Below are 14488 nucleotides of genomic sequence, written 5' to 3'. Positions count from 1 at the left end.
CTAGAACCATTAGTCTTATTGTTTTTTTTAATCTCCAATTTTGCAGCTCTTATTACTTTAAATCTGAGTGTTATTATTTGACTTAAAGTTAACTTCAATTGATAAGCTAAATTTGAGATTTTAACAATCCAATTTTAAAAGGAGTGCATTCTTATGGAAAAGAGACAATTAGGCAATACCGGCTTAGTTACGTCAGAACTCGGATTTGGTTGTATGGGGCTCAATTATCATCGTGGTCCGGCGAAAAATCGCAATGAAATGATTGAAGTCGTTCGCGCTGCAATGTATTCTGGCATTACAATGTTCGACACCGCCGAGGTTTACGGTCCTTATACGAACGAAGAACTTGTCGGGGAAGCTTTGTTCGGCAAAAGAAAGCATGTTCAAATTGCAACTAAAGGTGGCTTTAAAATCGATGGCTTAAATAACGAGGTTGATAGTCGCCCAGAAAGTCTCAAAGCGGCAGTGGAAGGATCGCTGAAACGCTTAAAAACTGATTACATTGATTTGTATTACATTCATAGAATTGATCCTACTATCCCAATTGAAGAAGTTGCCGGGACTATCCAGCAGCTAAAGAAAGATGGAAAAATTCTGCACTGGGGGCTTTCCGAGGCAAACGCTAAAACCATCCGCCGAGCTCACAAAGTAGAACCTCTAGCAACGGTGGAGAGTGAATACTCCATTTGGTGGCGAGAAGCCGAACAAGAAATATTTCCGGTTTTAGAAGAACTTGGCATCGGGCTTGTCGCATATAGCCCTCTCGGCCGAGGCTATTTATCTGGCAAACTTGATATCAATGCTAATTTCACTGAAAATGACAACCGTGGCGGTCTACCAAGATTCCAAAAAGAAGCCATGAAAGCCAACCAAGTTCTGCTTGATTTCTTGAAAGAAATAGCCGACGAGCAAAATATCACGACTGCCCAGCTTGCCATCGCCTGGATTCTCGACCAAAAACCATGGATTGTACCCATTCCCGGAACAACAAGACAAAGTAGAATAAAGGAAAATATCGCCGCCACTAAAATTCATTTTGATGAAGTAGCACGACAAAAAATAGCGACTGCTTTATCTCAGATTGAAATAGTTGGTGACAGGTACTCAGCCGCCGAAAATAAACGCATCGGAAAATAGTTATTTCATATGAAAAGTGGTATCCTTATGAAAAATACACAGATGAGGTGATAAGATGTCCTTTTCCATCGGTGAATTTTCCGAACTAGTTGACATCCCCAGTAGCACCCTGAGATTTTACGAAAAAGAAGGATTAATAACCCCTGAACGCAACAAAAATAACTTGCGTACTTACAGCGAAGAAGACGCCAATTGGTTGAAATTTTTACTACATTTAAAAGGCGCCGGATTATCAATAGAAGAATTAAAGCAATACACTATTTGGCGCGCAGCAGGCGACAGCACCATTTCCAAACGATTGAATATGTTGAAAGAAAAGAAGGTTGTTTTGGAGCAAGAGATTGAAAACTTGCAGAAGAATTTGGATACAGTGGTTAGGAAGATTGGGATTTATGAGGAGAAGATGGCGAAGCGGGATGTTTAGCTATCCTTAAGTTTCTTGTTTTAAAAATACATTCCTACAAAAATAATTTAATTTTTTTCTCTTTGCATATGCCTTTTACTAACGTTTTATGATAACATTAAATAGTAAATTTTTCTCATGTACAATAAAAGACAATTTACAACTGCATATAGAGAAAGGGAGAGAATGAATATGGCAAAGGTCATTAAAATTGAAAATGATTCTGCAATAGTACTAAAGGATAATGGGGAAACAATTGACGTTTTATTAGATTGTTTTACATTTAGTCCAGATACTGGAGATGAAGTCGAAGTTTATAAACACGGGGAAGAACTAATTGTTAATAAAAAAGTCGAAAAAACTAGTGAAAATCCTAACATTAATATCGTTAACAATACCTCTCAAAACCAAGAGCAGGCTCAAGAACAAAAACAAGAGCAAACTCAAACCGTCATCACAGAAATTCGGTTTTCAGGACAAAACGAAGGAAAACTAGTTAATAAATGGGTTTATGTCGCTTTAGCTCTTTTACTTGGAACATTCGGCGCACATAAATTTTTAGCAGGAAAAAACGGTCAAGGCGTTCTTTACATAGTATTTTGCTGGACTGGTATTCCTTCCATAGTATCATTTATAGAAGGAATTGTTGCTATATTTAAAAAAGCGAATGATGATAACGAAATTCTCATTCAATAATATAAAAAAAGGCAACCTGTTATAGGTTGTCTTTTTTTAGGTGTTCTTTTTATTGTAACTCTTTTTTACTAGGGAGAAGATAATTATTATTACAAGGAAAACTAGGAGGAAGTTTATTGTTAGGTTGAGCCATTGGATACTTATACCTTCATTCTCCAAGAAAAACATCTCCAAAAATGCACCTTTCTTCTCTGATGTACTTAATTACAGTTAGCCATCTTAAAAGGCCCCCCATATATATATTCATAAAAACTCACTTTACTTCCATCAGCTATCGCAAGTGTTGGGGGTATGATAAAATAGCATGGTGATTAGGAGGATAATTGATGTAAATAATTGATTAGTTAGCTGTTTTAGTTTTTTCATGTTAGCTCCTGTTGAGTGAAGGTTGGTTTTTCTGTTTGGGATTTCATAAAAACATTGCTAAGACATTTAGCTCATTTTCAAATATGGGTTGCAATGATTCTGAACGAAACAGTAAAATGTATTTTTTATTTTACAATTTCCATTTTTTCAGGAATTCCATTTTTTTCACAAACTTTATATTTTCTTCCGCTAAAATCTGTAGCGTAAAGTACTCCTTCTTTTACATTAATCAAAGTATAAACATCATTATCTCCAACGGGTCTCTCTCCTATTTGCCATTTCCGTTCACCCGTATAAGAAAAAGCATAAATATTATGAAAATCATCAAACGTATATTCTTGTTTGGCTGGTATATCTAATAAAACATATACATAATTTTTATCTTCTCTCAAAGTCTGTATTGGATACTCAAATGTGTATTCTTGGTTTTCAAAAATTAATTTATTATTCATATGATTTATCTTCGTCATAAGCTTTTTCCTCATCTTTGTGTTTGATTCTTTCTTTAGCAAATCTATCAGCTTAACTACCTCAACATCATATCCTCTAAAAAGGTCTTATATTCTCTTGTGGACAGTTCACTTGATATATTTCTCTCATGAGAAAGTACCTTTAGCCAATTTTCACTCATCTTCATTTAAAAATTATTCAAATTAAGTTATCGCTTTAAATGGTGTGTGCCCTGTTTCAGCATTTCTTAATAATGTCGGCTTTCTAAAGCGCAAACTTGTTTCCAACTTAAAAATAGCTTTTTCTCCGTTCATTTCTAAAAAAGAAACATTTATCCAAATAGTAGTTTTAGGGAATAATCCACCTACAACATCTACAACATCTTTTAGTACTAATTGTTTATTACCTATATTTTCTTTAGTCAAAACTAATCGTTTCATCATTTCATCACTACCATCTAACATCTTCCCTTTTTCTTCTACGGGAACTATCACAAATCTGATTTTATCAATTTGAAGCCCTTTTGCCACCATTATCTCTTTTAAAGTTTTCTCTAAATTTATTTGGAAAATTTCGCTATTCATTTGAGTAGTTTTATTCATAATGAGCACTTCCTAGTATACTAACTTTTAATTAGGTTCTCTTTAATTTGTTGACTTAATCACATAATTTCCATTTATTAATTCTTTAATAGCCTTGATTTCATACGTATTATCATTTAAATTTTAGATAGTCAGAGATTACTAAAGCAACTTTATAAATTAGGTAATTTCTTGCTAATCGAAAAGCAAATAATACTTTGCTTCTTACAATTTATTTTCTATCCCACGATTGTGAATCGATTCAATGAGCGAAGAAGCTAAAATCCACTTTAATTAGTCTCTCAAGTTTATCACTATTATTTGTTTACAATTCCCTAATTTCTTTCGTGAAAGCAAAATTTTTAATTATAATTATTGAAATACTCAACAATTATGTTTTGCACAGCATCATTATTAATTGTATCATCGCTAATATACTTTAAAAATAAATCATAAACTTCTTGAATTTGATATTTAGATAGAAGTTTACATATAGACAACAAAAATTCTGGTTCTATATCCTGCTTATTTTGAAAATACTTGGCTAATATTTTGACAGAGCTATCAGTTATTTTATTTTCTATCGTTTCAACAAATACCATTTTTTCATCATTCGAATATTCTTCTGATGTAATTAATTCAACTAGTTCCTCTGAATTTAAATCCTCTTCAAATATGTTTAGCAAACTATAAGTTAACGCGTTCAAAGCTTTTTTGTCATCATTATAATAGTTTTCTAAAAAACTTGGATAATCCACCGACTTATAAACAATACAATTATTATTCTTTTTGTATGAACTGATATTTTCTTTAAAAACTTGAAAGTCTTTAAGCTCATATATTGATAATCCACCAAAATCATCAACTATCCTAATTTCATCATCTTTTTTTATAATAACTGGATAAAGTTTATTAATGGTAATATCTCTATTTGCCTTGTTAGTAATTACTTTTACAATCATATTATCTAACTCCTTTTGGTATGAAATTATTATCTAAATCTACAATCCAAAAATCATCGGTAAGTTGGTTTCTAATTTTAAGATCTTTAGGGATAGGCACTTTCATTTTCACATCATAAAAATTAATCTCACCAGTTTTTAAGTTTTTATAGAAGTGAATCTTTCCTCTTCCCATTGAGGTTTCATAACTATATGTTGATTCCATTTTTGCCCAATCTGACATGGAACCTCCATTTTTAGTTAGCGCGGAAACCACCTTGGAATCTTTTAAATCAGACCCAAATATAATGGGTTTGGAGTTTTCTAGTGTGTCACCCTTCATTAACTCATTCTTATATTTTTGATACTGTGCGCTATTTTTCGAACTATTTGGAACGTTAGCTACACTTTGTTTCTTACCAAACGTATTACTCCCTCTAATCGCAGCCGTACTCAACCCAAGCCCCAGCACAACATCCGCCAACCCGCTTTTATCTATATATCCTTTTCCAGCTTCAACATATGCCGAGGTAGATAAGACGCCGCCAGTTAAGCCATCATACTTATTACCATTTAGATAATAAACACCATCTCGCCAAGATTGGTTGATTTTCTTGTTTAATTCTTCATTCGTAATAATCGTGTAGTCTTCTGGGTTTAAGTATTTTCCATTTTCTGTTAAATAGGCTTTGAGTTCCGCATTCTCTATCCCTACGCCGTCTCGTTCTAATAACCACATGACTTGTTCTTTTCCATTACTATCTAAATATACCACTGCAAGCACTGTGTAGTCCCGTAGTTCTTTTATAATGTCTTCTTTGATACCTCGTGATTTATTCAATGCTTGTTGCATTCGACTCACTGTAGCACTATTCAGTTTACTTAAATCGTAAGTGCCTGTTTGGCTGTTGAACTGGATATTAGACTGAAGTTCGCGGATAGTCTGCTGAACCGCTTGAACCAAATCAATCAAATGGTCAAAAAAGTTAGCATGGCTTTGTTCAAATGACAAATATTTTTCGAGAATATTTTCCTGTTTATACGCAATAGCTAACTGGGAACGGTAATTCTGCATTTGTCCTTCTGTCCCACTATTCATTCGCTGTGCTAAAGCTTCTTTTTTGCTTTCTATTCGGTCAATCATTTTACCCAGTTCATATAAACCGTCCGCATCGATTTTGGCATCTGGTGAGCTATCAACTTCGGCATGAAAATCTTGGATGTACTGCCCCAACCGTTCTTCACTTTCGTCCATAGCTTCGATTATTGCATCACAGAGAGGGAAATAAGTCATTTGATAATAAGTTTTCGATGCATCAACTGCTTTCCCTTTTAAACTATTATCTCCCACATACTTTGTCACGGCCGTTTTGATAGATTGGATAGTTTTCCTTCCCGATTCATTGGCTGCACGTAATTGGTATAAAAAGGCTTGTATTTCTCCGATGTCAATTCTACTCACTGAAACAACTCCTTTTGCACATCATGTAGTGAACTATTAGATACTTTGAAATTTCACTCGTTTTCTATGTAATTGATAAAGAATCAAAAAGAAAGCAGCTTATTATTAAAATTATTAACATTTTTCCCGTAAAAACGACAAAACACCAACGACTTTAACAGTCACTGGCGTTTGTTTTTTTATGGGTTGTGAGGGTTTCGAACCCCCGACCCGCTGATTAAGAGTCAGCTGCTCTACCAACTGAGCTAACAACCCGTTGTCATATTCCGACAAGAAATATTATACCATAATTCAGCGATAAAACACAGCCACAGCCACTCGCTGTGGCTATATTTTTGGCTATTAATAAACAGAATGTAGTGGTGCTTTTCCTGCTAATACAGCCTCGACATTTGCAATGGCGATTTTGCCCATTGCTGCGCGTGTTTCCACGGTTGCGTTTCCGATATGGGGTGTTAAAACGACATTATCCAGTTTAGCCAAATCCTCGCCAATTTTAGGCTCGAACTCAAACACATCCAGCGCAGCGCCGGCGATAACGCCTGCTTCTAATGCCTTAATCAGTGCAGCTTCCTCCACAACAGGACCGCGAGCAGCATTGATCAAAAAGGCACTCGATTTCATCGTTTTCAGTGTCGTTTCGTTCAGCAAATGTTTCAAAGCAGGACTGTATGCCGCATGAATTGCCACAACATCACTGCGCTTCAATAACTCTGCCTGGCTCACAAACTCTGCATTCCATTCTTTCGCCACTTCTTTCGGATGGTGCCCAGAATAAATAATTTTCATTCCAAAAGCAGCCGCACGTTTTGCAACAGCTTGTCCGATTCTTCCTAATCCAATAATTCCGAGCGTTTTGCCACTTAATTCAGTACCTAAAAAGAAAGTTGGCGCCCAGCCTTTGAATTGCTCGGGGGTTTCGCGGCATAATCTGTCGCCTTCTGAAATTCTCCGTGCTACGTCTAAAATTAATCCAAGCGTTAGTTCCGCCGTTGCTTCCGTTGACACATCTGGCGTATTGGTCACTGCAATTCCCAATTCTTGCGCTTTTTTTACATCGATATTGTCAAAACCGGCACCAATATTCGCCACGATTTTAAGATTTTTTGCCGATTCCAATACTTTTGCCGAAATTGGGGAAGAAAGCGGGCAAATAATCGCATCCACTTCCGTTACATTTTTTATTAACTCTGCTTCTGTAATATTTTCCTCACCCGAAAAAGCTTTAACGTCCCATTTGCTAAGAGCTTCCATCGTTTCTGGTAGTAATTTCCCTGCCACAAATACGCTCGCTGTCATCACGTTCACTCCTCAACTGCCATTTTTATTCTACATTCATTGTAATCCGTTTTTTATGAAAGGTAAACGATTTTCCGCTCCTTTTCCTAGCAAAATACGGTATAATGAAAGCAGAAGTGAGGTCGATATAATGAAAAAAATTACTGCGCCACGGATTCCTGATGAGGATTTGACGGTTTATCCGAATGATACATATTTTATTGAAGATATTGGAGAAGTTAGTGAGCAAATCTTTAGAAAAACGACGCTAACCGGGGAAATTTTCGAGCATTTTCATTTAGAAACGATTGTTTTTGATGGTTGTGTTTTTGATTCGGTTTCTCTTGTAAGCGCGAATTTGACTGATGTTGTATTTAAAAATTGCGATTTGTCGAATTTAGATTTAATGGGCGCCGTTATTCACCGGGTACGTTTTGAAAATTGTAAATTAATTGGTGTGAATTTCAGTGATGCTACACTCAGAAATTGCGTTTTTGTTGATTGTTATGCGGATTATGTCGCCTTTCGTTATGCTAACTTGAAATGGGTGGCATTTGAGGCGGGCGCGTATACGAATAGTGATTTCAGTGGCGCTCAACTGGTCGATACGTATTTGGAACGGCTTGATTTGAATAAAGCACAGTTTTTAAATTGCGCGCTAAATGGTGTTGATCTTAGCTCATGTATTTTTGAGTCTATCACTGCAATGCCGCAAGATTTGAAGGGTGTGAGCATTGATTTTTCGCATGCTCCTGCTTTGATGCCGTTGTTTGGAATACGAGTTAAATAATTGAAAAAAAGATGGTTCCGCGTTACTTTGGAACCATCTTTTCATGTTTAATTAGCCACTCTTTTCGGGCAAGACCGCCGCCGTAGCCTCCTAATGCTCCGTTAGTATTGATTACGCGATGACACGGGACGATGAGAGATAATTGGTTAGCCCCATTTGCTCTTGCCACAGCTCGACTCGCTGTTGGCCGCCCTAGTTTTTCTGCCAAACTTTTGTACGAAATCGTTTCGCCTACCGGAATTCGCCGCAGTTCATTCCAGACACTCTGTTGAAAATCTGACCCGATATAGCGAATCGGTGTTTTAAAATCAATCAACTCTCCATTAAAATAGCGCGCTAATTCGGCTTCTATTTGTTGAATTATTACTGTTTTTTCAGGTGTAATAGCCGCGTTTAAGCGCATTCGTAATTTTTTAATTTCTGTTTCCAATCCTTTTCGATCAACAAATTCCAGAAGCAATAGACTATCATCATCAGAAATTGCGAGCATTGATCCAAGTTTAGTTTCAAGCCAGGCGGAGTATAAAATGGTGATATTTTTTGATTTATGAGGAACCTCCCCCATCGTTTTTGAAAATGCATCCCGGAACCCATTCCCAGACTCATAACCACTATCAAGTTGCGCATTAATAATCGAATCCCCACTTCGAATATGCTTAAAAGCAAGACCGAGACGCCGCGACCGCGCATACTCAATAAAAGTCATCCCAAACTGCTTCTTAAACTGGCGCCGCGCCGTATTTGCACTAATGGATAACTCATCAAAATCTTTATCCGTCCACTTTTTCTCCGGATTTTTCTCAATTGCATCAACAAGTAACTTCACAGCTGGAGACAATTTCGTCGGATTGGAGAGCGGTTCACAACGCTTGCAAGGCCGGTAAGATGCAAGTAGCGCCTCCTTGGCTGTACTGAAAAACTCACAATTTTCTTTTAAGGGTTTCTTCGCTGGACACGTTGGGCGACAAAGTATTCCCGTCGTTTTCACTCCAACAAAAAATACGCCTTCATAATTCGAATTTTTCTCCACTAACATGTCGTAATATTTATCAATATCCCGCTGATTCGTTATCACAAGGCTTTTCCTCCTTCGAAAATCCGCTCAACTTCCTGCTGAATCGCTAAATTAGCCTGAAAAAAACTAAACGGTCCATAACTGATTCTTTTCACACCGATTTTTTGTAAGTCCTCATTTGAGAGCATCCCATCCATCCTCATGACATTGACCGGAAGTGGTGATTTCTCAACAAATGCGCGAATTAAATTCGGCGATAACAGCCCTGGAATGAAAATAGCAACCGCGCCGGCTTCTTTATAGGCATTCGCTCGGCTAATCGCTTCTTCCACCAAGTCAGCCGTCTCATCCCGCCCTTGGAAAAAGACATCTGTACGCGCATTGATAAAAATTCCCGTGCTCATTTTCGCCGCGGTTTCTTTGATTGTCTTGATTTTATCACATTGCTCCTCAGTACTGCATAACCCCGGATTTGTAACGCCAATAAGCTGATCTTCCAAGTTCACACCACAAACACCAATCACAAGCAACCGCTCCACATTCTGAGCCAGTTCCTCCAAATTTCTGGCATATCCAGTCTCTATATCCACCGTTAGTGGCAAACTCACATTCTTGGCAATGCGCGAAATAACTAAAAACATTTCGTCAAAAGTTAAATGCTCCCCATCCACTGCGCCGAGTGACTCTGCAATTGCATAACTGCTTGTCGCTATTACTGGTGCTCCGCCTTGTTGGATGGCTCTGGCAGAAGCGACGTCCCAGCAGTTGTAGAGGATTAGTGGGGTGGGCAGTTCGTGTAAGGATTTTAGTTTTTCAAAGTTTTTTGTCATTGGTTTCAACTCCATTTGTTAGGATGGGGTTAGTATAGCAGGTGGGGAGATTGGGGGTACCAGGAAAATTAACATGGATGTTTTTTGGTAGATGTATGTAGAACTATAAACTCTTGGATATGCTAAGTAGCCTAAGATTCTCTCCTTCATCTTAGGCTACTTGTTCCCGTATATAGTTAGTTTTTATTCTCTCTTTGAAATTCGCCGAAAAAATTCTATTGCATTTTTTCGGTTAACTTTCGATTTCTTCTCTTTTTCGCTCTTTATATTTGCCAGCCCCATTATCCCATTAACGTCTGATATAAAACGCTTAAACACACAATTCCCGCGACTATACCGCCCATGTCCCTTGTGAATTTAGCATGAAAAAATTTCCCCAATAAAATTTTTACCAATTTAATTTCTCAACTACTAAACATTAATACTCCCACGCTTTATTTGTTCTAATAAAATTTTCATATTTTTACTAGTTTTTACAGCTAACTTATCCAATGCAGATATAGCTGCTGAATCGTTTCCACTTAATTGATGCTTAATATCTCCAAAAACCATTTCCGCACTATGGAAGATATTTGCTGCTGCTTTATTTAATAAAATGACATCATGGAATTTAGTACCATCAAATAATGCGGTGTCAATGTAAGGACGGTAGGCAGCTAACACATTTGGTAAATTTGATTGCAAATCTTTTACTGCGCTTCCTACGCCTTTTACCGTCAATAGGATTTCTTGCAGTTTTCTGATATACTCACTTATTTGCTCCCTTACTTGATTATCTATATCTGTAAAAGGAATTTTCACTCTCGAAAAGCCATATTGAAGGATTACCAAATGCTGTATAGCTGATTTAATTGCTTGTTTTAATTGATTGACAATACTATAAACCCCACTTAATGCTGGTATTAATAAGCTAGTTGTCTTATTAGTGAACGCTTTATAGTTTCTATCTAATAAGCGCTGTTTCTTCCCCATCCCGTCTTTCAAAGCTTTGGATTCTTTTAAGACATATGCTTGTGTTGCTGGCGGCGCTCCAACACTTTGGACTTTTTGCGTTGCGCTTAAAAGTTTATCTGCTTTTTCAAGTTCATTCGATACATACGTGACTTGAGAGCTAAAAGTTAATACTTGTTTAACGACCAAATCTTTATTTTCGTCCACTATTTTGTAATGTTCTTTTAGTTCTGCCACCATTCCATCGCTCAAGTACTGATTATCAATTCCTTTAAACAGTTCCGGTATAGCCTGCATTTTGACTTTCGATACTTGGTCCATTGTATCCTCTATCTTTAAAGCAAGGTCTCCAACAAGAATCGGAATATCACTCAAAAAACCTCCAACACTTAAGAAAGTACCTGAAACCACATCTAGCAACTCTCCTAATATTGGTAAAGTCCTCACTCTCTGCATCACATCTAATGCCGCAAAACATACTGGATTAGCTTCTTCCATTCCATCTCGAAACTCAGCATAATTAGCTAATGAAGTAATAATTCCGCCAAATTCTCCTTCCCCCAACAAGTTTTCAAATGATTTCTGTAAAGAAACCGTTCTATCATCCAAATGACTTCCCTCGTTATTCACTAAGTCTACAGCTGTATCTAAATAAAACTGCCCCCTACTTACTTGCTCTGTCATTCGCGTCCGTAAACTATTGGCTAAAATTCGAATATTGTCCGGATTCATATCGATTTTCTGCCCTTTTCCTCCACCCGTCAAAACCTTTCCACTCCAAATACCTACGGGAAGATAAGCATCTGCATCAATGGGAATTTTTTTACCATTAACTGTGATGCCTTCATCATCATAACCTGTATGATTAGAAAGAATGGTTTGCAGCCAAGGGACATTGTTTTGAAGAATATGGGATTCACCTGGTAGACGATCTCCGTAACCCATCCCACGCTCTCCTAAAGTTAGTGGATCATATTCACTTAAATAGTTAGTAATTCTTGGATTATTTTTGTCATATGTTCCTTTGGGTAAGATAGCCGGATTGTAAGTGACGCTTCTTATGCCATCATTTTTAGATGCTACATAATTAGATAAACCACCGCCTAGAGAGTTTCCTGCGACATTTTTAATGTTATATTTTTGGCTTTCTTTTTTGTATGCTGCGTCAGCTTCTCTTAATTGCGTGTTAGGGATGGAGCCAGGGAGTGTGCCGTCTGTTAGGAAATCTTGGGTGCCTTGTGTGCCTTCGAAGACCATGCTGATTTCGCCTGTGGTTGTATTTTCGACAATCATGTAGTCGAGACCAGATGATTTGTTGTATTCGCCTTCTTTAACTATATACCTCGTTTCATTAACATCTATCTCTTGGTATTTTTGAGGATGTCTATAAACCCACTTTCCACTCAATTCAATTAAATCAGTATCTGGCGTTCTTAATTGTGTTGTCATATATGATTTTCCTCTTCTCATCTAATTGATATTTTTGCCTCTATATTTTCACCATCAGGTAACCCTACTCTGTTTATTATAAGGTTCTTATATATTACGAATGGATAGTTTCCTTTTGGTAATCCTAATTCTTGCTGGAAATCTTTTGCTAAATTATCTACCACTTCTTGTTTAGGTAATTTATCTTCTTTTGAGAAGAATTTCATTACTATGGTTATATTTCCACTGGTAGGATCATCTTTTGTGAATAGAATCCGTAATTCCTCTGCTGAAATTTGAGGGTTTTCTATATACGCATTATATACACTAGAGTACTCTCGATATGATAGTGCAATAAAATAGTGATTTCCTTGATTTCCATAGGGAGATGATTTTGCTAACGCTCCATCCGTCATACCTACCAAATCATATTTTTTGGCTAATTTTCCTGCGACATTATTTAATTGTTTAAATTCTGCCTCATATGCCTTTGCATACAAGCCGCCTATTACAGCTTGCTCTATTTCGCCTTCCTCTTCTTTAGGAAACCCTACTTCGTCCTTGTTTAAAATAAATCCCACCGTAACAGATGTTGTAAATTGAATTGGTTCATTGCATTTTACGATAACAACCGCTGCATTTCGAGCAGGAACTACATTAGTAACTTCTACTTCTGTTTTATATTTTGTTTTCATATAGTCTATCGCAACTTGTTTAATCTCTTCCTCATGCTTTTTCACTCGTTCTGCCGATTTATTTCCATCTACAAATGAATATCCTTGGTCTACATAATCCTGTACAGGAGTAGTGCCTTCTTGCGCTTTTTCTTGCTCTGTTTTCTCATTCATATTGAAACAACCTCCTAATAATAATAAACTCGCCAATAAACCGATGATTTTTTTCTTCATTTGTTCTCCTATCTGCTTCTGTATTTTATCCCTTTGGAATCTTAAGCTTTTCTGCGTTTCCTTCTAATGTATGCTGCGTCAGCTTCTCTTAATTGCGTGTTAGGGATGGAGCCAGGGAGTGTGCCATCTGTTAGGAAATCTTGGGTGCCTTGCGTGCCTTCGAAAATCATGCTGATTTCGCCTGTGGTTAGGTTTTCTACAACCATATAGTCGAGACCAGATGGTTTGTCGTATTCACCTTCTAAAACTATATAAACAGTGTTATTAACATCTAAACGATGTCCTTTTTTCGGATGCTTGTATACCCACTTTCCACTTAACTCAATTAAGTCTGTATCTGGTGTTTTTACTTTTGCTGTCATAGCTTTAACTCCCTTTTACTTAATAATGTCAGTTACATCTATATTCTCACCATCTGGTAAACCTACTCGATCAACAATAAAATTCTTATAAATCAAAACTGCATATCTCCCTTTAGGAATTCCTTCTTCTTGTTTAATTTCATTTGCTAAATTATCCGCGACTCCTTGCTCAGGGAGTTTGTTTCCTCTAACAAAAAATTTCATTGGCATTGATATATTTTTACTTGTAGGGTCATCTTTTTCAAAAAGTTTCTTTAATTCCTCTGCCGAAATTTTTGGGTTTTCTAAGTAAGCATTATAGACACTTGGGTAATCTAAGGCGAAAATTGAAAGAAAATAGTAATTACTGGTATATCCATCAGATGCAGTTTTATCAATTGCCTCCGCTCGCATTCCTAATAAGTTATTTTCTTTCGCAATTTTTTCAGCAAAGACATCTAGATTTTTAAATTCTTCTTCATATGCCTTTGCGTATAAACCACCAACGATTGCTTTTTCTACTTCCCCCTCATCACTTCTTGCATTCCCAACTTCATCTTTATTTAAAATCAAACCTACAATTACATATGTATGAAACTGAATAGGCTCCTCACTTTCTACCATGACAACTGCCGCATTACGCGCGGGCAATACATTATTCACTTTTACATCTGTTTTATATGTGTTCTTCATATAATTTATCGCTTCTTGCTTTATCTCTTCCCCATGCTTTTTCACTCGTTCTGCCGATTTATCTCCGTCCACAAACGAAAATCCTTGACCTACATACTCCTGTACAGGAGTAGTACCTTCTTGCACTTTCTCTTGCTCTGTTTTCTCATTCATATTGAAACAACCTCCTAATAATAATAAACTCGCCAATAAACCGATGATTTTTTTCTTCATTTGTT

14 protein-coding genes, 1 tRNA gene and 2 pseudogenes are annotated in these 14488 nt (G+C 36.8%); 4 read left to right on the top strand and 13 right to left on the bottom strand.

Translation table 11 applies throughout. From position 1 onward, the window contains the following. Positions 1-153: 153 nt before the first annotated feature. The 3 genes from HRK21_RS06375 to HRK21_RS14105 all read left to right on the top strand — a co-directional run bounded on the left by HRK21_RS06375 (position 154) and on the right by HRK21_RS14105 (position 2236). A complete protein-coding gene (locus tag HRK21_RS06375; protein ID WP_070006372.1) occupies positions 154-1137 on the top strand; it encodes an aldo/keto reductase in 984 nt (327 codons plus the stop codon). A gap of 55 nt (positions 1138-1192) precedes the next feature. Further along, the gene (locus tag HRK21_RS06370) at positions 1193-1561 is read left to right on the top strand and encodes a MerR family transcriptional regulator (protein WP_070006371.1); all 369 of its coding nucleotides are present in this window, start codon (positions 1193-1195) and stop codon (positions 1559-1561) included. Positions 1562-1732: 171 nt separating this feature from the next. Further along, positions 1733-2236, top strand: a complete 504-nt coding sequence (locus tag HRK21_RS14105; protein WP_070006370.1) for a TM2 domain-containing protein — start codon at positions 1733-1735, stop codon at positions 2234-2236. 36 nt (positions 2237-2272) lie between these two features. Here the strand turns inward: HRK21_RS14105 and HRK21_RS06360 are convergent. The 7 genes and pseudogenes from HRK21_RS06360 to HRK21_RS06330 form a co-directional block, all read right to left on the bottom strand. Continuing rightward, positions 2273-2602: pseudogene (locus tag HRK21_RS06360) on the bottom strand (hypothetical protein). A gap of 125 nt (positions 2603-2727) precedes the next feature. Further along, positions 2728-3072: a DUF7957 family protein gene (locus tag HRK21_RS06355; RefSeq protein ID WP_070006369.1), complete on the bottom strand. Its 345-nt coding sequence runs from the start codon at positions 3070-3072 to the stop codon at positions 2728-2730. A 183-nt stretch (positions 3073-3255) separates the two neighbouring features. Next, positions 3256-3654 carry a hypothetical protein gene (locus HRK21_RS06350; protein ID WP_070006368.1) on the bottom strand — a complete coding sequence of 133 codons (399 nt, stop codon included), beginning with the start codon at positions 3652-3654 and terminating at the stop codon, positions 3256-3258. Between the two features lie 341 nt (positions 3655-3995). After that, positions 3996-4595: a hypothetical protein gene (locus HRK21_RS06345; protein ID WP_070006367.1), complete on the bottom strand. Its 600-nt coding sequence runs from the start codon at positions 4593-4595 to the stop codon at positions 3996-3998. Position 4596: 1 nt separating this feature from the next. Next, a complete protein-coding gene (locus tag HRK21_RS06340) occupies positions 4597-6036 on the bottom strand; it encodes an LXG domain-containing protein (protein WP_070006366.1) in 1440 nt (479 codons plus the stop codon). A gap of 182 nt (positions 6037-6218) precedes the next feature. After that, positions 6219-6291, bottom strand: a tRNA-Lys gene (locus HRK21_RS06335). A gap of 87 nt (positions 6292-6378) precedes the next feature. Continuing rightward, on the bottom strand, positions 6379-7335 hold the full coding sequence (locus HRK21_RS06330; protein WP_070006365.1) for a 2-hydroxyacid dehydrogenase family protein: 957 nt from the start codon (positions 7333-7335) through the stop codon (positions 6379-6381). A gap of 130 nt (positions 7336-7465) precedes the next feature. Here HRK21_RS06330 and HRK21_RS06325 point away from each other — a divergent pair, with 130 nt between their 5' ends. Further along, positions 7466-8104 (top strand): pentapeptide repeat-containing protein, encoded by a 639-nt coding sequence (locus tag HRK21_RS06325; RefSeq protein ID WP_070006364.1) that lies wholly within the window; start codon positions 7466-7468, stop codon positions 8102-8104. A gap of 22 nt (positions 8105-8126) precedes the next feature. Here HRK21_RS06325 and HRK21_RS06320 read toward each other — a convergent pair whose 3' ends face one another. The 6 genes and pseudogenes from HRK21_RS06320 to HRK21_RS06295 form a co-directional block, all read right to left on the bottom strand. Next, positions 8127-9179, bottom strand: coding sequence for a bifunctional transcriptional activator/DNA repair enzyme AdaA (locus tag HRK21_RS06320; protein WP_070006363.1), 1053 nt, complete (start codon positions 9177-9179; stop codon positions 8127-8129). Then, positions 9176-9949: an isocitrate lyase/PEP mutase family protein gene (locus tag HRK21_RS06315; RefSeq protein ID WP_070006362.1), complete on the bottom strand. Its 774-nt coding sequence runs from the start codon at positions 9947-9949 to the stop codon at positions 9176-9178. The genes HRK21_RS06320 and HRK21_RS06315 overlap by 4 nt, the downstream gene beginning before the upstream one ends. A 411-nt stretch (positions 9950-10360) precedes the next feature. After that, positions 10361-12349 carry an SA1320 family protein gene (locus tag HRK21_RS06310; protein ID WP_173346372.1) on the bottom strand — a complete coding sequence of 663 codons (1989 nt, stop codon included), beginning with the start codon at positions 12347-12349 and terminating at the stop codon, positions 10361-10363. Between the two features lie 17 nt (positions 12350-12366). Next, the gene (locus HRK21_RS06305) at positions 12367-13236 is read right to left on the bottom strand and encodes a DUF1672 family protein (RefSeq protein ID WP_070006427.1); all 870 of its coding nucleotides are present in this window, start codon (positions 13234-13236) and stop codon (positions 12367-12369) included. A 50-nt stretch (positions 13237-13286) separates the two neighbouring features. Continuing rightward, positions 13287-13598: pseudogene (locus tag HRK21_RS06300) on the bottom strand (SA1320 family protein); the annotation flags it as partial. A gap of 15 nt (positions 13599-13613) precedes the next feature. Further along, positions 13614-14483: a DUF1672 family protein gene (locus tag HRK21_RS06295; protein WP_070006429.1), complete on the bottom strand. Its 870-nt coding sequence runs from the start codon at positions 14481-14483 to the stop codon at positions 13614-13616. Positions 14484-14488 lie beyond the last annotated feature (5 nt).

Source organism: Listeria monocytogenes (genome assembly GCF_013282665.1).
In the GTDB taxonomy this organism is placed as follows: domain Bacteria; phylum Bacillota; class Bacilli; order Lactobacillales; family Listeriaceae; genus Listeria; species Listeria monocytogenes_C.
This window is presented reverse-complemented; position numbering and strand designations above follow the sequence as displayed.

Bases quoted from the DNA above. Each gene is read 5' to 3' on its own strand.
- HRK21_RS06370 (WP_070006371.1), top strand. From the start codon at position 1,193: ATGTCCTTTTCCATCGGTGAATTTTCCGAACTAGTTGACATCCCCAGT.
- HRK21_RS06345 (WP_070006367.1), bottom strand. From the start codon at position 4,595: ATGATTGTAAAAGTAATTACTAACAAGGCAAATAGAGATATTACCATT.
- HRK21_RS06375 (WP_070006372.1), top strand. From the start codon at position 154: ATGGAAAAGAGACAATTAGGCAATACCGGCTTAGTTACGTCAGAACTC.
- HRK21_RS14105 (WP_070006370.1), top strand. From the start codon at position 1,733: ATGGCAAAGGTCATTAAAATTGAAAATGATTCTGCAATAGTACTAAAG.
- HRK21_RS06305 (WP_070006427.1), bottom strand. From the start codon at position 13,236: ATGAAGAAAAAAATCATCGGTTTATTGGCGAGTTTATTATTATTAGGA.
- HRK21_RS06295 (WP_070006429.1), bottom strand. From the start codon at position 14,483: ATGAAGAAAAAAATCATCGGTTTATTGGCGAGTTTATTATTATTAGGA.
- HRK21_RS06330 (WP_070006365.1), bottom strand. From the start codon at position 7,335: ATGACAGCGAGCGTATTTGTGGCAGGGAAATTACTACCAGAAACGATG.
- HRK21_RS06325 (WP_070006364.1), top strand. From the start codon at position 7,466: ATGAAAAAAATTACTGCGCCACGGATTCCTGATGAGGATTTGACGGTT.
- HRK21_RS06310 (WP_173346372.1), bottom strand. From the start codon at position 12,349: ATGACAACACAATTAAGAACGCCAGATACTGATTTAATTGAATTGAGT.
- HRK21_RS06355 (WP_070006369.1), bottom strand. From the start codon at position 3,072: ATGACGAAGATAAATCATATGAATAATAAATTAATTTTTGAAAACCAA.
- HRK21_RS06315 (WP_070006362.1), bottom strand. From the start codon at position 9,949: ATGACAAAAAACTTTGAAAAACTAAAATCCTTACACGAACTGCCCACC.
- HRK21_RS06350 (WP_070006368.1), bottom strand. From the start codon at position 3,654: ATGAATAAAACTACTCAAATGAATAGCGAAATTTTCCAAATAAATTTA.